This window comes from Parviterribacter multiflagellatus (assembly GCF_056863265.1).
This window is the reverse complement of record NZ_JBXPIZ010000002.1, coordinates 143,148-158,443: the sequence shown is the minus strand read 5'-3', so window position 1 is coordinate 158,443 and position 15,296 is coordinate 143,148. Positions and strand designations below refer to the sequence as shown.

The following is a 15,296-nucleotide window of genomic DNA, read 5'->3' as shown; positions in this document are numbered from 1 at the left end:
GTCTCCACCAGGTGGAGAGTCAAGCGGGTTCTACGAGAAGCGCTTCGCGAACCACAGATCCGCGTACGGCTCGGCGTTGAACGGCGGCACCTCGGCGTAGCCCGCCGACCGGTACAGGCGTACGGCCTCGGTGAGCGCGGCGTTGGTCTCTAGGCGCGTGCCGGGCGCTTGGGCGGCGCGGGCGCGGTGCTCGAGGTCGGCGAGGAGGCGGCGGCCGAGGCCGAGCCCACGCACGTCGGGGCTCACCCACATCCGCTTCAGGTCGCTCGGCTCGCCGGGGTGGTGCTTGACCGCGCCGCACGCGACCGGGTCACCGTGCAGGTACGCGACGACGAACTCGCCGTGCGGAGGCCGGGTCTCGTGGGGGAGCGCGGTGGCGCCGCTGCGCGGGTCGAACGGGCGGTCTGAGCGCTCGCGCAGCTCGGCCACGTACGCGTCGAGGCACGCGAGCGCGTGCGGGTGCTCGGGGTCGACCGCGCGCAGCTCGACGATGCCGGCGGTGAGGAGCCGCTCGACCGTCCGCATCGCCTCGACGAGCCGCGTGCGCTGCGTGGGCGCGAGCGGGGTGAGGAACGAGCGCGCGAGGTCGTCGCTGCGAGCGTCGTACAGCGCGCGCTCCTCGGCGCCCGCGGGGGTGAGCCGAACGATGCGCGCGCGGCGGTCGCCGGGGACCTCCTCGACGGTGACGAGCCCGTCCGCCTCCAGCCGGCGCAGCAGCCGGCTGACGTAGCCCGAGTCGAGGTCGAGCCGCTCGCGCAGCGCCCGCACCTCCACGCCCTCCGCGCCGACCTCCCACAGCATCCGCGCGGCGCCGAGCGGCCGGTCGCGGCCGAGGTACCGCTCGTGCAGCGCGCCGACCTGTGCGGTGACGGTCCGGTTGAAGCGCCGCACCTCCGCCACCTCCGCCGCTGCCCCGTCCGCATCCATTCTCTGACCTTAGTCAGAGACCGATCGGTCGGCAAGCAGCGCGCGCAGCGTCGCCTTCAGGCGCACGCGCTCATCAGGGTCGAGCGGCGCCAGGAACTCCGCCTCGGCCGCCGCGACCGCGCGGCGGGCGCGGGGGAGGAGCCGGCGGCCCTTCGCCGTCACGTGCAGGGCGAACGCGCGGCGGTCGTCGGGGTCGCGGCGGCGCTCCACCGCGCCGAGGCGCTCCAGCTCGTCGATCACTGCGACCGTGGTCGTGCGGTCGACGCCCTGGCGCTGGCCGAGTCGGCGCTGGGAGAGCGGGCCCTCCGCGGCGAGGATCGCCAGCGCGCCCACGGCCTTCGGCGTGATGCCCAGCGGCGCGAGCGCGTCGAGCGCCAGCCGCCGGTTCGCGTCGTGCGCTCGGCCGAGGAGCGGGCCGAGCAGGTCGCCGGTGGGGTGGTCGTCGTGCGGCAATATGGGTAGGCTAGCTGATGGTCAGTACCACTGACGATCTTCGAAGGAGTGGTTCTTCGTGACCAGCGTGTCGGTCCGGTACATCGTCGACGACGTGGAGGCGGCCAGCGGCTTCTATCAGGAGGTGCTCGGCTTCGCGCCCGTCGCGCAGCCCGCGCCCGGGTTCGCGATCCTCTCGCGCGGCCCGCTCCGCCTCCTGCTCTCCGCGCCCTCCGGCCCCGGCGGCGCGGCCCAGCCCGCCGCGGACGGCGGGCGGCCCGAGCCCGGCGGGTGGAACCGCATCCAGCTCGAGGTCGACGACCTCGCCGCGACGGTGGAGGAGCTGCGCGGCCGCGGCGCGCGGCTGCGCAGCGACGTCGTCACCGGCCGCGGCGGCGCGCAGGTGCTGGTCGACGACCCGTCCGGCAACCCGGTCGAGCTCTTCCAGCCCGCCGGCTAGGCGGACAGCAGCCGCGCGAGCGCGAAGGGGGAGAGGTCGATCGCGCTCGCGCCCGTCGTGGCGAGCTGCGCGACGGCCTCGCCGATCGCGGTGGAGTGCTTGAAGCCGTGGCCCGAGCAGGGCGAGACGACGAGCAGCGTCTCGTCCTCCGGGTGCGTGTCGATCGCGAAGCCCGAGTCGGCCGTGGTCGTGTAGAGGCACGACCGCGCGCGCACCGCCTCGGGCAGCAGCCCCGGCAGCCGGCCGGCGAGGTAGCGGGCGTGCATCGCGCGCGACTCGTCGGCTCCCACCGCGACGACCCGGTCCTCCGGCGCGCGCAGCGTCCGCGCGAACTGCTCGGACGCGACCTTCACGCCGCCCTCCGGCCCGTCGAGCGCGGGGAAGCCGTAGAAGAACTCCTCCGGCCCGTCGCCGGTGATCCAGATGTAGACGGGCAGGTCGCGGTGCGCCTCGTACGCGCCCGGCGCCAGCGCGAACCAGTGCAGCACCTGGCGCGAGACGGCGAACAGCGACGCCAGCTCGGGCCGCAGCGACGTCAGCCACGCGCCGGCGGAGAGCACGATCCGGTCCGCGTGCACGACCTCGCCGCCGGCGCACACGACCTGCCCGCCGCCCACGCGCACGACTTCCGTGTCGCGCCGCAGGTCCGCACCGTGTGCCGACGCAAGACGCAGCTGTGCCGAGACCGCGGCCTCGGGCCGGACGAACCCCGCGGTCGGCTCGTACACGCCCCGCTCGTCGCCGCGCAGCGCGAACGTCGGCAGCGCCTCCGCGAGCGCCGCCGCGTCGAGCTCCTCCACCCGCACGCCGGCTGTGCGCCCGGCCGCCACCGTCGCCGCGAGGAAGTCCTCGGCGCCGTGCTGGCCCCGGCCGCCCGGTGCGCTCAGCACCACGCCGCCGCACGACGTGAGGATGTCGACGCCGCCCGCCTCGGCCGACAGCTCCTCCCACAGCGCGTGCGACCGCACCGCCAGCGGCACGTACGCCGCGCCCTCGCCGATCGCCAGGCGCGTGATGCGCGTGTCGCCGTGGGTGGAGCCGTGGGCGTGCGGCGGCGACCAGCGGTCGAACCCGACCACCCGCGCGCCCGTCCGCGCAGCGTGCCACGCCACGGCGCTGCCCATCGCGCCGAGGCCGACGATCGCGACGTCGTAGGAGGGCGGCGTCAACGCCGCACGCGGTCCCGGATGCGCGTCACGGCGGGAGAGCCTGACACGGCGCCGGGCGCATCACGTGGGTTGGCACGTGTCCGCTCACATCGATCCCTCAAGTCCGCGCGGCGGCGACCGATCCCTCCGGGTGCAGATCGACCAGGCGGCGTCAACGCCGCCAATTTGTGAAGCCGCCGGGCCACAAGCGACCCGGGACTCCCTTTCAACACGCACGATCTAGCAGCGGTTCCGAGCCGGCCCCTGGGCCGGCTCTTCCGCGTTCCAGAGCGCCGCGCTGCGCGCCTCCGCGGCCGTGTCGTGGATGCGCTGCAGGTTGCGGCCGCCGCGCGCGAAGGTCGCCGCCACCGCCGCCGGGACCTCGTCGGGCCCGAACCGGCGCGCCAGCCACCGCGCCGGCCGGACGTGCGTGAGCCCGGTCGCGCGCGTCGCCCGCGCGGGCGCACGCCGGCACGCACCGTCGACCCGCCCGAGCCAGTACGCGCCGTCCCCGTCGCGCGTCCACACGAGCGCGCCGTCCGGGAGCGCGGCGAACCGCGCGATCCGCCGCTCGGCCGTGTCCCCGATCCCGACGAGACCGTGCTCGACGCCGTACTCGGCGCCCGCGCCGGCGGGCACGTCGTCGCGCTCGCGGGCGCGCATCGGCGCGCGGTGGATCGGGTCGGCGGCCATCGCGGCCGCGACGCTACTTCACGTGGACGTCGACGCGCCCTCGCCGAGCCTGCTCGGCGACGCGGTGCGCGGTGTCGGCGATGGACAGCACGAGGTCGTGCTGCGGGCCCTTGCCGGCGTTCAGCTCGGGAACCGGCGCCGGGTTCGCCTGCGCCGATTCGCGCAGGGCGGCCATCAGGTTCGAGAGCGGGGCCGGCGGGAAGATCTGCTGCGGTCCGTAGGACATGTCGGTCACCTGGGTGGTCGGCTGTCTGAGCCCGAGTGAACCACCGTCACACCGGTTCTTGGTGCGATCTGGACACGCGTCCGGGTGGCTGCGCGCCCGCTTCCGGGTACGCCGACCCCGAGACCGCGACCAGAGGAGGTCAGAGCCATGGCCGCAGACGATCCCGGCACCCGTCCGCTCCAGCCGGAGGAGGGTGCGACGGACGCGCGACGCGACCGCGACTTCGAGGACGTGGAGCAGCACGTCGACGAGGTCGACCGCGACCGGCCGGAGGCGCACCTGGGCGACCAGGTCGACCGTGAGGCCGACGCGGAGCGGCAGACGCTGCAGGGCGGCGAGGGGAGCTAGACCGCCGGCGCGCCGGCGGGCTCCGGCGCGGCCTCCGGGTCGCCGTTCGCGGCGGGCAGCGTGAACCAGAAGCGGCTGCCCTCACCCGGCTCGGAGTCGACCCCGATCGTCCCGCCGAGCCGTCTGACGAGCCGCTCCGCCAGCGCGAGCCCGATCCCGACGCCGCCGGGCCGGTCCGCGGGCTCCACGCGCGCGAACATCGTGAAGATCCGCTCCTGCTGCGCCGGCGGGATGCCGATGCCGTTGTCCGCGACGACGATCCGCCACGGGCCGGCATCACGCTGCGGCCGGTCGGCGCTGATCTCGATCCGCGGCGTCCGGTCGCCGGTGAACTTCAGCGCGTTGCCGACCAGGTTCTGCAGCACGTTGACGAGCAGGTCCGCGTCGGCGAGGACGGTGGGGAGCGCGCCGGCGTCGTACACGACCTCGGCCTGGCGTTCCTCGATCCCGGCGTGGAGGTTGTGCAGGACCATGTCGAGCGCACCCGCGACCGAGACCGGCTGGAGCGTGACCTCGAGCTGACTCGAGCGGGCGTAGCGCAGCAGGCCGTCGATCAGCCGCCGCATCCGCTCCGACCCGCCGGTGATGTGATCGAGGTACTTGCGGCCCTGCTCGTCGAGGACGTCGCCGTAGCGCCGCTGGAGCAGGTCCGCGAACCCCGACAGCGTCTGCAGCGGCGCCGCGAGGTCGTGCGCGGCGACCGACGCGAACCGCTGCAGCTCGGCGTTGGCCGCCGCCAGCTGCTCCGCGCTCGCGCGCAGCCGCTCCTCGTGCTGGCGGCGCGTCGTCAGGTCGCGGGTGATCTTCGCGAACCCGGTCAGCGTCCCGTGCTCGTTGCGCAGCGCGGTGATGAGGACGTGCGCCCAGAACTGCCGGCCGTTCTTGCGGACGCGCCAGCCCTCCTCCTCGAACCTGCCCTCGCGCGCGGCGACCTCGAGCTCGTACCCGGGGTGGTTCCGGTCGCGGTCCTCCTGCGTGTAGAAGACCGAGAAGTGGCGGCCGGCGATCTCGTCCTCGGTGTAGCCGTTGATGTGCTCGGCGCCCGCGTTCCACGTGCGGATGTGGCCGCCCGCGTCGAGGAGGAAGATCGCGTAGTCGCGGACGTTCTCGACGAGCATGCGGAACTGGCCGAGCTCCTCGTTGGCGGCGCTCAGCTCCAGCGCGCTGGCGCGCAGCTGCTCCTCGTTGAGGCGGCGGCTCGTGAGGTCACGGGTGACCTTGCCGAACCCGACGAGCGTCCCGCTCGCGTCGCGGAGCGCGGTGATGATCACGCTCGCCCAGAAGCGCGAGCCGTCCTTGCGGACGCGCCAGCCCTCGTCCTCGTAGCGGCCGGTCGCGGTCGCCACCTTCAGCTCGTACGCGGGGTAGTCGCGCGCGTTGTCCTCGTCCGTGTAGAAGCGGGAGAAGTGCGAGCCGATGATGTCGTCGGCGGTGTAGCCCTTGATGCGCTCGGCGCCGGCGTTCCACGTCCGGATGCAGCCGTCCGGGTCGAGCACGAACATCGCGTACTCGGTCTGCGAGTCGATCAGGAGCCGCAGGTGCTGGGAGAAGTCGGGGCGAGCGTCGGGCATGGAGCGGGGTCAACCTGCCCGGACGTGGCCGTTGCGAACCTCCGCCTGGACGGGTGTCCGTTTCGCCGTGCCGGCGCGGTGCCCTGCACGTCCTAACCCGGGACGGGTCCGCGCGTTGCGGCGGCGCGTGCGGCTTCGAGCGCCTCGACGAGCGCCGCGGGCTGCGCGAGCGCCGCGCAGTGGCCCGCGTCGACGGCGGTCGTCTCGACGCCGAGCCGCTCGCGGGCGAGGCGGGTGACGAGGTCGAGGGGGAGCAGCCGGTCGCGCGCCCCGGCGATGACGGCGGTGGGGACGTCGGGCCACGCGTCGAGCGGCCAGACCTCGCCGAACGGCTTGTCGGCCATCTCGCCGTCCTCGCCGGCCAGGGCCTGCTCGGTGAGGTGGTCGGGGACGTCGTGGAAGAACGCCGAGCGCACGTCGAAGGGCGCGTCGGGGTCGCGGCCCTCGCGCAGGGCCAGCGCCCGGCTCGCCTCGAGCTGGCCGCTGCTCGCCCACCAGCCGCCGGGGGTCTCGCCGGGCGCGGGGATCATCGGGCACAGCAGCACGAGCAGCCGCACGTCGAGCCGGTCGACCGCGGGCGGGGCGTAGAAGCCGGCCATCGACTGGGCGACGAGGACGACGTCCCGGGCGCCGGCCGCGGCGGCGACGATCGCGTCCGCGTGCTCGCTCAGCCCGCCGTCCGGATCGGTCATGTCGAGCTCGGGCGCGATGACCGTGTGGCCGCGCTGCTCCAGCAGGGGCGTGATGCGGTGCCAGAACCAGGCCTTGCCGCCGGCGCCAGGGACGAGGACGTAGGTGCTCATGCTCCCTGTGACGGCGCCGGCCCGCGAAGCTCATCGCTCCAGCCCTCGAAGGCCAGCTCGACCGGGCCCGCGTAGCGCGCCCGCGCGCGGTCCTCGAGGCCGTCCTCGCCGGGGAGGAGGTGGGTGAGGAGGAGCCGGCCGGCGCCCGCCTCGGCGGCCAGCGCGCCGGCCTGGCCCGCCGTGAGGTGGCCGTGCTGCGCGGCCAGCTGCTCGTCGCGCGCGAGCGTGGCTTCGAGGACGAGCAGGTCGGCGTCACGGGCGAAGTCGACGGTGGGCCCGCCGTCGGCGCCGTAGACGACCGCCGCCTGCCCGTCCTCCACACGCGCGGCGAAGCACGGCTGGGCGTGGGAGGTCACACCGAACGTGAGCTCGAGGTCGCCCACCTCGAGGCGGCTCGAGCTGTCGTACTCGGCGACGTCGAAGGCCGCGTCGAACCGGTCGCGCGCGCCGAACGCCGCGTCGAGCTGCGCGAGCACCTCGCGGCCGCCGCCGCGCGGGACGAGCAGGCGCGGGCGCCGCTCCCCGAACGCCGCGCGCGCGACCTCGCCCGACAGCGGGAGGAGGTCGAGCACGTGGTCCATGTGCGGGTGCGAGACGACGATCGCGTCGAGCCGCGCCAGCACCCCGCGCCGCCACAGCCGCTCGACCGTCCCCGGCCCGCAGTCGAGCAGCACGGTCGCGCCGCCGTCGTCGCTGACGAGGTACGACGGGCACGCGCCGAGCAGCGGCGCCGCCCCCGCGAACCCGACGACCTCGAACCGCATCAGGTCGGCGTCGCCGCGCGGCCGCCGGGGATCGCGTCGGCCAGGTGCGCGTGCTGCTCGCGCAGCTCGCGCTTGAGCAGCTTGCCGCTCGGGTTCTTCGGGAGCGCCTCGACGACCGCGACGGCCTTCGGGACCTTGAACGGGGCGAGCCGCTCGCGCGCGTGCGCGCGAAGGTCCTCCTCGGTCAGCGTCGCGCCGGGCTTGGCGACCGCGATCGCCACCACCGCCTCGATCCACGTCGGGTGCTTGACGCCGACGACCGCGACCTCCGCCACCGCGTCGTGCTCGTACAGCGCCTCCTCGACCTCGCGCGACGCGACGTTCTCGCCGCCGGTCTTGATCATGTCCTTGATGCGGTCGACGACGGTCAGGTAGCCCTCGTCGTCGAGCACGCCGAGGTCACCGGAATGGAACCATCCGTTCCGGAACGCGTCAGCGGTCTTCTCCGGGTCGTCGAGGTACTCGAGGATCGCGTGCGGTGAGCGGTGGACGATCTCGCCGACCTCGCCGACCGCGACGTCGTTGCCCTCGGGGTCGACCACGCGCGTCTCGACGTTGAGCGCCGCGCGCCCGGCGCTGCCTGCCTTGCGGACCTGGTCCTCGGGCTGGAGCATCACCGCGACCGGCGCCATCTCGGTCTGCCCGTAGAAGTTCCACAGGCGGACGTCGGGGAGGCGCTCGCCGATCTCCTTCAGCACCTCGACCGGCATGATCGCCGCGCCGTAGTAGCCCTTGCGCAGCGAGCTGAGGTCACGCCGGTCGAAGTCGGGGTGGCGGAGGAGGCCGATCCACACCGTCGGCGGCGCGAACAGCTTCGTCACGCGGTGGCGCTCGATGTGCTCCAGCACGACCGCCGGGTCGGGCGCGGGGACGATGATCGACTGCGCGCCGAGCTGGATGTCGGGGACGAGGAAGCAGTGCTGCTGGGCGCAGTGGAACAGCGGCATCGCGTGCAGCTCGACGTCGTCGGTCGTCATCCCGCCGTCCACGATGCAGCTCGTGTACTGCGCGATCAGCGCGGCGTGCGACAGGACCGCGCCCTTCGGTCGCGACTCCGTGCCGGAGGTGTAGAGGATCTGCGCAGGCGCGTCGGGCCCGAGCGGGATCGCCGGCTCGCTCGCGTCCTCGTGCGCGAGCAGCGCGTCGAACGGCTCCCACCCGTCCGGCGGCGCGCCGTCGCCCGCCACGACCCGCGCGACGTCGCCGCCGGCCGCCGCGAGCGCCTCGGTCGCCACGTCGAGCAGCGCGTCCTGGGCGATCAGCACCTTCGCGCGCGAGTGGCCGAGCACGTAGCCCGCCTCGGCGCCGTTGAGCATGAAGTTGATCGGCACGAGCACCGCGCCGGCGCGCGCGACGCCGAAGATCGCCTGGGCGTAGCGGACCGAGTTGCGCGACAGCAGCGCGACGCGGTCACCGGGCGCGACGCCGCGGGCGCGGAGCGCGTTCGCGATGCGGCTCGCGTCGCCGTCCAGCTCGGCGAACGTCCGCGTCGTCTGCGCGTCGCTGACGGCCATCCGCTCCGGGTACCGAGCGGCGGACCGCCGCAGCAGATCGGCCAGCGAGTTGCGCCGCGCGAGCGCGACGGTCTCCGTCAGGTCGGACATGGGCACCTCTCCTCCGGGGTGGGATCGCGGCCCATTCTGACGCACCGTCGAATGCGCCTCGACCTGCGCGCGCGACGCCGCGCCGCGGGTACGGTTGGCGGGCGATGGGGAGCGAACCGGCACTGCGCGCGGTCCTCACGGCCGGCTGGCTCGTGGCCCCGGCGGCGGGCGCTCGCGGGCGCGCGGCTTCTCGGCGGTCTCGGCCGGGCCGCGGCCTGGCGCGGATGGAAGGGCAGCGGGAGCTTCGCCGGCGGTGAGCGCGGACGCGCCGGTAGTGTCGCGCGATGGCGGCGGACCCGACGCAGACGGACCCCGACAAGTACCGCGTGCTCTTCGAGAACGAGCGCGTGCGCGTCCTCGAGTACCACGACCGCCCGGGCGACCGCACCTCGCCGCACGCGCACCCGGACAGCGTGATGGTGACCCTGAGCGGGTTCGACCGGCGGCTGATCCATGGCGACCGGAAGGCGGAGGTCCGGCTGGAGGCGGGACAGGCGCGGTGGATCGCGGCGCAGGAGCACAGCGGGGAGAACATCGGCACGACCGACACGCGCTCGATCTTCGTGGAGCTCAAGGAGCCGCGCCCGGCGAGCGGTTCTGGTGGTGCGCCGCTCGGCCCGGCCGGCGCGTGACCTGGCGGCCTACTCCGCCGCGGTGACGCGGTAGCGATCCCGGTTCGGGCCGCCGCCGGTGCACGCCCAGCGGTACGGGAAGTCGTCGGTCGTCGGGCGGCAGGTCCAGCGGATGCCGGCGTGGCGAACGGTCCGCCGCTCGGTGAACGCGCTCACGTCCTGACCCCAGTAGCGGCGCAGCAGCCCCTTCGCGGTCGCGCACTTCAGCGTGCCCTTGGCGACCTTCACCAGTGCGCCGCCGTCGGTGAACTGCCGGCCGACGACGCCGCAGTCGCGCGCGGCGGAGGCCGCCGATGCGGTCGCGGCGGGCAGGACGGCGAGGACCGCGGCGAGCGCGACGAGGGGGAGGAGCCGGGACATGCGCGCGACCCTACCGGGACGTCGAGACCCCCGCGTTCGTGCGGATCGGGACGGCGGCGAGGCGCGGGCGTCAGTCAGGCCGCCGCGCGCCGCAGACGCGCGACGTGCGCCTGCGCGATCGGCCGCGCGGGATCGTCGGCGTCGAGCAGCGAGAGGAGCAGCTCGGCCGCCTGGCGGTCGTCGCCGCCGCTCCCGCCGTCGGTGCACCAACGCAGGAGCAGCTCGGTGTTGCCCGCGGTCATGATCGCCCGGCGCACCGTCGCGTCGAGCCGCGAGCGCCGCTCCACGACGAGCTCGACCTCCGACTCGGGCAGCAGCGCGTCCGGGTACGCCTCCAGCGCCGCGCCGACCGCGCCGTCCTCCAGCGCCCGCTCCACCGCGACGAAGTCGACCACCACGTCCGACGCGAGCCGGTACGGGCGCGCGAGGACCGCGCCCGCGAGCAGCCCGCGCAGCCGCGACAGCTCCGCGCGCACGGTGACCGGCTTGCCGCGCTCGCCGTACAGCTCCAGCGCCAGCTGCTCGGCCGTCAGCCCGCGCGGGTTGAGCGCGAGCAGCGCGAGGATCTCGGCGTGGCGCGCGCTCAGCGGGAGCGCCTCGCCGCCGACGATCGCCACCGGCCGGCGGCCCAGCAGCTCCAGCCGCACCGGCGCGACCGGCGGCGCGGGCACCGCAGGCGAGACCGACGGCGCCGACTCCCACAGCAGGAGCGCGTCCTCGCCCGGCAGCGGCTCGGCGACCGCGACGCGCCCGTTCTCCAGCACGATCTCGCCGCCGCCCCGCGGCACCACGACGCGCCCGCTCACCCAGTCGTGCGGCACCGCCATCACCACGCGGCCCGCCGCCGTCACCAGCGCCGACGGCCGCGCGTGCCCCGCGATCCGCCCGAGGTACCGCTCCCGCAGCAGCGCGTCCCGCCGGGCGACCTGCTCGCGCAGGAACGCCTCGGCCATCCCGGCTGCGGCGGTCACCAGCGACAGCGTGTGCGGGTGCGCGGTCTTCAGGTGCCCGGTCAGGTCGATCACGCCGACGATGTCGCCGGTCTCCGGGTCGTGGATCGGCGCGCCGCTGCACTGCCACGGGTGCACACGCCGGCTCCAGTGCTCGGCCGAGAAGATCTGCACCGGGTGGTCGACCGTCACAGCGGTCCCCAGCGCGTTCGTCCCTGCGCCGGCCTCCGACCAGTCCGCGCCGCAGACGAGGTGCATGTTCTCGGTCGCCTCGATCACGCGCCGGTGGCCCTCGATCCACAGCAGCACGCCGCGCGCGTCGCTGATGACGAGCATGTGGCCCGCGGCGGTCGTGGCGTCTGACAGCAGCGTCCGCAGCACCGGCAGCACGGGGAAGAGCGGGTGCGCGTGCCAGCGCGCGTCGATCTCCCGCTCGTCCATCACGATCGGCGGCAGGTGCCGGTCAGGATCGAGCCCGGCCGAGCGCTCCCACGACTGCGCGACGACCGCGCGCACCGCCGAGCGGATGTCGCGGCCCTCGGTGAAGGCGGCGTGCGAGCGCTGGAGCGCCCGGGCGTGCGTCAGCCGATCCGACAACGGATCGACCGCCAGCCAGCTGCTCCTCCGCGACGCAACCATGACCCGCCCCGCAGGCTACCGCCGCAACGTTCGTGCAACCGCGCCGGATGCAGCGTTGATGCAACGTTCGCGGGCGTAGCGTCGCGGCCGTCCCGCAGGACCTCAGAGGAGAGGAACCGCCACATGGCCACCGCTGCCCCCGCCGCATCCGAGCGCCAGTTCGCCGGAGGTCACCGCCAGCTGCTCATCGACGGCGAGTTCGTCGACGCCGCCGCCGGCGCCACCTTCGAGACCGTCGACCCCGGCACCGGCGAGATCCTCGCCACCGTCGCGCGCGGGGAGGCCGAGGACGTCGACCGCGCCGTCGCCGCGGCCCGGCGCGCGTTCGAGGACGGCCCGTGGTCGCGCATGACGCCCTCCGAGCGCGGCCGGATCATCCACCGCATCGGCGACCTGATCGCCGAGCACGGGGAGGAGCTGGCCGAGCTCGAGGCGCTCGACAACGGCAAGCCCAAGGCGGTCGCGCTGGCCGCGGACGTCGCGCTCGCAGCCGACCTGTTCTGGTACATGGCGGGCTGGGCGACGAAGCTCAAGGGCGGCACGATCACGCCGTCCGTGCCGTACCTGCCGGGCGCCGAGTTCCACGCGTACACGCTGCGCGAGCCGGTCGGCGTCGTCGGCCAGATCATCCCGTGGAACTTCCCGCTGCTGATGGCGGCGTGGAAGCTCGGGCCGGCGCTCGCGACCGGCTGCACGGTCGTGCTCAAGCCGGCGGAGCAGACGCCGCTGTCCGCGCTGCGGCTGGGCGAGCTGCTGCTGGAGGCCGGCGTGCCGGACGGCGTCGTCAACGTCGTCACGGGCTTCGGGGAGCCGGGCGCCGCGCTGGCCGCCCACCCGGACGTCGACAAGGTCGCGTTCACCGGCTCCACCGAGGTCGGCAAGCTGATCGCGCAGGCCGCGGGCCGGACGAACCTCAAGCGCGTCTCGCTCGAGCTCGGCGGCAAGTCCCCGAACATCATCTTCGACGACGCCGACGTGGACGCCGCGATCGCCGGCGCCGCGCAGGGCATCTTCTTCAACCAGGGCGAGGTGTGCTCGGCGGGCTCGCGCCTGTACGTGCACGAGCGCCACTTCGACCAGGTCGTCGAGGGCGTCAGCGCGGCGGCGAAGGCCATCAAGGTCGGCCACGGCCTCGACCCCGAGACGGAGATGGGGCCGCTCGTCTCTCAGGAGCAGTTCGACCGCGTCACCGGCTACCTGCGCAAGGGCGTCGACGAGGGCTCGCGCGCGGTCGCCGGCGGCAACGCGTACGACCGCCCGGGCTGGTTCGTCGAGCCGACCGTGCTCGTCGACGCGCAGCCCGAGCACGCGATCGTCCGCGAGGAGATCTTCGGCCCGGTCATCGCCGCGATGCCGTTCTCCGAGGTCGACGACCTCGCCCGCCAGGCCAACGACTCGCACTACGGCCTCGCCGCCGGCGTGTGGACGCGCGACGTGAGCAAGGCCCACCAGCTCGCCAAGCGCATCAAGGCGGGCACGGTCCACGTGAACACGTACCACGTGTTCAGCGCCGAGCTGCCCTTCGGCGGCTTCAAGCAGTCCGGCTGGGGCCGCGAGATGGGCGAGGAGGTCCTCGGCAACTACCTCGAGACCAAGTCGGTGATCGTCGGCCTGTAGCCCGTACCACTGGGGAGGTGTCGCCTCGACCAAGCGTCCATGGGGCCTTGCCGCAGGCCCCGTGGACGCCGATCCCCAAGGCATGGAACAGGTCGAGAGACTCACAGACACGGACGTCGTGTCGCTCGACGAGCGCATCGCCAAGGTGGTGGAGCGTTGCGGCGGCGAGTGCGTCGTCAAGCGCTACACGCACTGGTTCACCGGCCGTCTGCCGGTGCACGAGGCGCTCGTCCTGCGCGCCGGCTAGTACGGGCGGTTACGAGCCGCGCGCGCGGGCAGACTGCGCGCCATGGCTCGACTGACCCCGCTCCTGCTCACCGCCGCCGTCCTCGCCGCGCCCGCCCCGGCGCTCGCCTCGCAGGACGTCCCCAAGCTGCCCGACAGCACCAAGGGGACGACCTCCTGCGGCGAGAGCTCGCGCAACGGCGCGACGTTCCGCGTCTACGTGACGAAGGGGAAGCTGAGCTGCCGACGGGCCCGTGCCGTCGTCCGCCGCTCCAACCCCACCACGGTCAAGGGGTGGGAGTACTTCGACTGGACGAAGGGCGGCAACGGGCCCTGGTCGGACGTCTACGTCAGCGCGAGCGGCCGGACGGTGATCGGCGCGATCATGCGGGGCTGAGCGCGGGCTCGCCCTGCGCCGCGGCGTCCGCGGACGGCTTCGGCGCGCGCGTCGTGGTGAGGCCGAGGACGAGCGCGACGAGCACGAGGCCGGCGCCCACGAGGAACGCGAGGTGGTAGCCGCCGTTGAGCGCGTCCGCGGTCGCCTCGCCGGCCTTCGTGAGGGCGTCGGTCCGCTCCGTCGCGACGGTCGCCAGGACGGCCAGGCCGATCGCGCCGCCGGCCTGCACGGTCGTGTTGACCAGGCCGCTCGCCAGGCCCGCGTCCTGCGGCGTCGCGCCGGACATCGCGAACGTCATCAGCGCGGGGAACGTCATCCCGGCGCCGACGCCGAACAGCACCATCGGCGGCAGCACGTCGGTGAGGAAGTTCCCGTCGACCGGCGTGCGGGCGAAGAGCAGGAGCGCGACGCCGATGATCGGCAGGCTGCTCAGCATCGTCGTCCGGGCGCCGAGGCGCATGATGAGCTTCTCGCTGAAGCCCAGCGACAGCAGGCCCATGATCACGCTGCCGGGGGCGAACGCGAGGCCGACCTCGAGCGGGTCGTAGCCCAGGATGCGCTGCAGGTACAGCGCGCCGAGGAAGAACATCGAGAACATGCCGCTCACCAGCAGCGCCATGACGAGGTTCGTGCCCAGGACGTTCGGGGCCTTGACGACGCGCAGCGGCATCAGTGGGTTCGCGATGCGGCCCTGGCGAACGACGAACGCGACAAGGGCGACGATCGCGATCGGGCCGAGGACGAGCGGGCGGGTGGTCGTCCAGCCGTGCTCGCCCGCGTCGAGGATCGCGTAGACCGCGAGCATGAGGCCGCCGGTGACGAGCGCCGCGCCGGTCCAGTCCGCGCCCTCGCCGAACCCGACGCCGGGCTTGTCGTCGACGAGCCGCTTGGCCGCGATGGCGACGCCGAGGCCGATCGGGACGTTGATGAAGAAGATCCAGTGCCAGTTGATGAGCTCGGTCAGCGCGCCGCCGGCGAGGAGGCCGATCGAGCCGCCCGCGGACGCCACGAAGCCGTAGACGCCGATCGCCTTCGCCTGCTCCCGCGGCTCGGGGAACATCGTCACGATCATCCCGAGGACGACCGCGCTCGCCAGCGCGCCGGACGCGCCCTGCACGAACCGCGCCCCGATCAGCATCCCCTGCGTCTGCGCGACGGCGCACAGCAGCGAGCTGATGGTGAAGACGACGATGCCGGCGAGGAAGACGCGGCGCTGCCCGATCAGGTCGCCGATCCGCCCGGCGAGCAGGAGCAGTCCACCGAACGCGATCAGGTACGCGTTCACCACCCACGCCAGCCCGCTCTGGGAGAACGTGAGGTCGTCCTGGATCGATGGGAGCGCGACGTTCACGATCGTCGCGTCGAGGACGATCATCAGCATGCCGGCGCACAGGACGTACAGCGCCAGCCAGCGGCGGTCGGGAGTGTTCGCGGTGGGGGTCATGGTGGTGTAGACCGGCGGGGCGCCCGGAACTCATCGCCGCGCCGGCGGTTCGAATC

Annotated in this window: 18 protein-coding genes; 6 read left to right on the top strand and 12 right to left on the bottom strand. The window is 74.3% G+C overall.

Translation table 11 applies throughout. The annotated features are described in order from the left end of the window. Positions 1–30: 30 nt before the first annotated feature. Positions 31–927, bottom strand: coding sequence for a GNAT family N-acetyltransferase (locus tag AC1UE5_RS04265; RefSeq protein ID WP_482920838.1), 897 nt, complete (start codon positions 925–927; stop codon positions 31–33). A gap of 9 nt (positions 928–936) precedes the next feature. Next, the gene (locus AC1UE5_RS04260) at positions 937–1,380 is read right to left on the bottom strand and encodes a MarR family winged helix-turn-helix transcriptional regulator (protein ID WP_482920837.1); all 444 of its coding nucleotides are present in this window, start codon (positions 1,378–1,380) and stop codon (positions 937–939) included. A 58-nt stretch (positions 1,381–1,438) separates the two neighbouring features. On the opposite strand from AC1UE5_RS04260, the gene AC1UE5_RS04255 reads away from it, so the two are divergent. Then, positions 1,439–1,819: a VOC family protein gene (locus AC1UE5_RS04255; protein WP_482920836.1), complete on the top strand. Its 381-nt coding sequence runs from the start codon at positions 1,439–1,441 to the stop codon at positions 1,817–1,819. Here the strand turns inward: AC1UE5_RS04255 and solA are convergent. The 3 genes from solA to AC1UE5_RS04240 all read right to left on the bottom strand — a co-directional run bounded on the left by solA (position 1,816) and on the right by AC1UE5_RS04240 (position 3,886). Beyond that, positions 1,816–2,988: an N-methyl-L-tryptophan oxidase gene (gene solA, locus AC1UE5_RS04250; RefSeq protein ID WP_482920835.1), complete on the bottom strand. Its 1,173-nt coding sequence runs from the start codon at positions 2,986–2,988 to the stop codon at positions 1,816–1,818. The genes AC1UE5_RS04255 and solA overlap by 4 nt on opposite strands. Before the next feature lie 219 nt (positions 2,989–3,207). After that, on the bottom strand, positions 3,208–3,660 hold the full coding sequence (locus tag AC1UE5_RS04245) for a GAF domain-containing protein (protein ID WP_482920834.1): 453 nt from the start codon (positions 3,658–3,660) through the stop codon (positions 3,208–3,210). A 13-nt stretch (positions 3,661–3,673) separates the two neighbouring features. After that, complete coding sequence (locus AC1UE5_RS04240) at positions 3,674–3,886, bottom strand: hypothetical protein (protein ID WP_482920833.1); 213 nt, start codon at positions 3,884–3,886, stop codon at positions 3,674–3,676. 147 nt (positions 3,887–4,033) lie between these two features. Here AC1UE5_RS04240 and AC1UE5_RS04235 point away from each other — a divergent pair, with 147 nt between their 5' ends. Further along, the gene (locus AC1UE5_RS04235) at positions 4,034–4,234 is read left to right on the top strand and encodes a hypothetical protein (RefSeq protein WP_482920832.1); all 201 of its coding nucleotides are present in this window, start codon (positions 4,034–4,036) and stop codon (positions 4,232–4,234) included. Here the strand turns inward: AC1UE5_RS04235 and AC1UE5_RS04230 are convergent. The 4 genes from AC1UE5_RS04230 to AC1UE5_RS04215 form a co-directional block, all read right to left on the bottom strand. Next, complete coding sequence (locus AC1UE5_RS04230; RefSeq protein WP_482920831.1) at positions 4,231–5,805, bottom strand: sensor histidine kinase; 1,575 nt, start codon at positions 5,803–5,805, stop codon at positions 4,231–4,233. The two genes, AC1UE5_RS04235 and AC1UE5_RS04230, sit on opposite strands and share 4 nt — an antisense overlap. A gap of 92 nt (positions 5,806–5,897) precedes the next feature. Further along, complete coding sequence (locus AC1UE5_RS04225; protein ID WP_482920830.1) at positions 5,898–6,608, bottom strand: alpha/beta fold hydrolase; 711 nt, start codon at positions 6,606–6,608, stop codon at positions 5,898–5,900. Continuing rightward, the gene (locus AC1UE5_RS04220) at positions 6,605–7,372 is read right to left on the bottom strand and encodes an MBL fold metallo-hydrolase (protein WP_482920829.1); all 768 of its coding nucleotides are present in this window, start codon (positions 7,370–7,372) and stop codon (positions 6,605–6,607) included. Before AC1UE5_RS04220 ends, AC1UE5_RS04225 begins: the two co-directional genes overlap by 4 nt. Continuing rightward, entirely contained in the window at positions 7,372–8,976 is a 1,605-nt protein-coding gene (locus tag AC1UE5_RS04215; protein ID WP_482920828.1) for a fatty acyl-CoA synthetase, read from the bottom strand. The genes AC1UE5_RS04220 and AC1UE5_RS04215 overlap by 1 nt, the downstream gene beginning before the upstream one ends. Positions 8,977–9,260: 284 nt before the next feature. On the opposite strand from AC1UE5_RS04215, the gene AC1UE5_RS04210 reads away from it, so the two are divergent. Continuing rightward, a complete protein-coding gene (locus AC1UE5_RS04210) occupies positions 9,261–9,608 on the top strand; it encodes a cupin domain-containing protein (RefSeq protein ID WP_482920827.1) in 348 nt (115 codons plus the stop codon). Positions 9,609–9,617: 9 nt separating this feature from the next. On the opposite strand, the gene AC1UE5_RS04205 is transcribed toward AC1UE5_RS04210, so the two are convergent. Next, positions 9,618–9,968: a hypothetical protein gene (locus tag AC1UE5_RS04205; RefSeq protein ID WP_482920826.1), complete on the bottom strand. Its 351-nt coding sequence runs from the start codon at positions 9,966–9,968 to the stop codon at positions 9,618–9,620. A 74-nt stretch (positions 9,969–10,042) separates the two neighbouring features. Continuing rightward, complete coding sequence (locus tag AC1UE5_RS04200) at positions 10,043–11,515, bottom strand: helix-turn-helix domain-containing protein (protein ID WP_482920825.1); 1,473 nt, start codon at positions 11,513–11,515, stop codon at positions 10,043–10,045. A 165-nt stretch (positions 11,516–11,680) separates the two neighbouring features. Between AC1UE5_RS04200 and AC1UE5_RS04195 the strand changes: the two genes are divergently transcribed. The 3 genes from AC1UE5_RS04195 to AC1UE5_RS04185 all read left to right on the top strand — a co-directional run bounded on the left by AC1UE5_RS04195 (position 11,681) and on the right by AC1UE5_RS04185 (position 13,796). Beyond that, on the top strand, positions 11,681–13,174 hold the full coding sequence (locus AC1UE5_RS04195; RefSeq protein WP_482920824.1) for an aldehyde dehydrogenase family protein: 1,494 nt from the start codon (positions 11,681–11,683) through the stop codon (positions 13,172–13,174). Between the two features lie 61 nt (positions 13,175–13,235). After that, positions 13,236–13,421, top strand: coding sequence for a hypothetical protein (locus tag AC1UE5_RS04190; RefSeq protein ID WP_482920823.1), 186 nt, complete (start codon positions 13,236–13,238; stop codon positions 13,419–13,421). Between the two features lie 42 nt (positions 13,422–13,463). Beyond that, positions 13,464–13,796: a hypothetical protein gene (locus tag AC1UE5_RS04185; protein WP_482920822.1), complete on the top strand. Its 333-nt coding sequence runs from the start codon at positions 13,464–13,466 to the stop codon at positions 13,794–13,796. On the opposite strand, the gene AC1UE5_RS04180 is transcribed toward AC1UE5_RS04185, so the two are convergent. Then, the gene (locus AC1UE5_RS04180) at positions 13,783–15,240 is read right to left on the bottom strand and encodes an MFS transporter (protein WP_482920821.1); all 1,458 of its coding nucleotides are present in this window, start codon (positions 15,238–15,240) and stop codon (positions 13,783–13,785) included. The genes AC1UE5_RS04185 and AC1UE5_RS04180 overlap by 14 nt on opposite strands. Positions 15,241–15,296: the final 56 nt, after the last annotated feature.

Coding starts and splice junctions, on each gene's coding strand:
- AC1UE5_RS04265 (WP_482920838.1), bottom strand. CDS start 927: ATGGATGCGGACGGGGCAGCGGCGGAGGTGGCGGAGGTGCGGCGCTTC.
- AC1UE5_RS04185 (WP_482920822.1), top strand. CDS start 13,464: ATGGCTCGACTGACCCCGCTCCTGCTCACCGCCGCCGTCCTCGCCGCG.
- AC1UE5_RS04225 (WP_482920830.1), bottom strand. CDS start 6,608: ATGAGCACCTACGTCCTCGTCCCTGGCGCCGGCGGCAAGGCCTGGTTC.
- AC1UE5_RS04220 (WP_482920829.1), bottom strand. CDS start 7,372: ATGCGGTTCGAGGTCGTCGGGTTCGCGGGGGCGGCGCCGCTGCTCGGC.
- AC1UE5_RS04205 (WP_482920826.1), bottom strand. CDS start 9,968: ATGTCCCGGCTCCTCCCCCTCGTCGCGCTCGCCGCGGTCCTCGCCGTC.
- AC1UE5_RS04195 (WP_482920824.1), top strand. CDS start 11,681: ATGGCCACCGCTGCCCCCGCCGCATCCGAGCGCCAGTTCGCCGGAGGT.
- AC1UE5_RS04215 (WP_482920828.1), bottom strand. CDS start 8,976: ATGTCCGACCTGACGGAGACCGTCGCGCTCGCGCGGCGCAACTCGCTG.
- AC1UE5_RS04235 (WP_482920832.1), top strand. CDS start 4,034: ATGGCCGCAGACGATCCCGGCACCCGTCCGCTCCAGCCGGAGGAGGGT.
- AC1UE5_RS04230 (WP_482920831.1), bottom strand. CDS start 5,805: ATGCCCGACGCTCGCCCCGACTTCTCCCAGCACCTGCGGCTCCTGATC.
- AC1UE5_RS04245 (WP_482920834.1), bottom strand. CDS start 3,660: ATGGCCGCCGACCCGATCCACCGCGCGCCGATGCGCGCCCGCGAGCGC.
- AC1UE5_RS04180 (WP_482920821.1), bottom strand. CDS start 15,240: ATGACCCCCACCGCGAACACTCCCGACCGCCGCTGGCTGGCGCTGTAC.
- AC1UE5_RS04240 (WP_482920833.1), bottom strand. CDS start 3,886: ATGTCCTACGGACCGCAGCAGATCTTCCCGCCGGCCCCGCTCTCGAAC.
- AC1UE5_RS04210 (WP_482920827.1), top strand. CDS start 9,261: ATGGCGGCGGACCCGACGCAGACGGACCCCGACAAGTACCGCGTGCTC.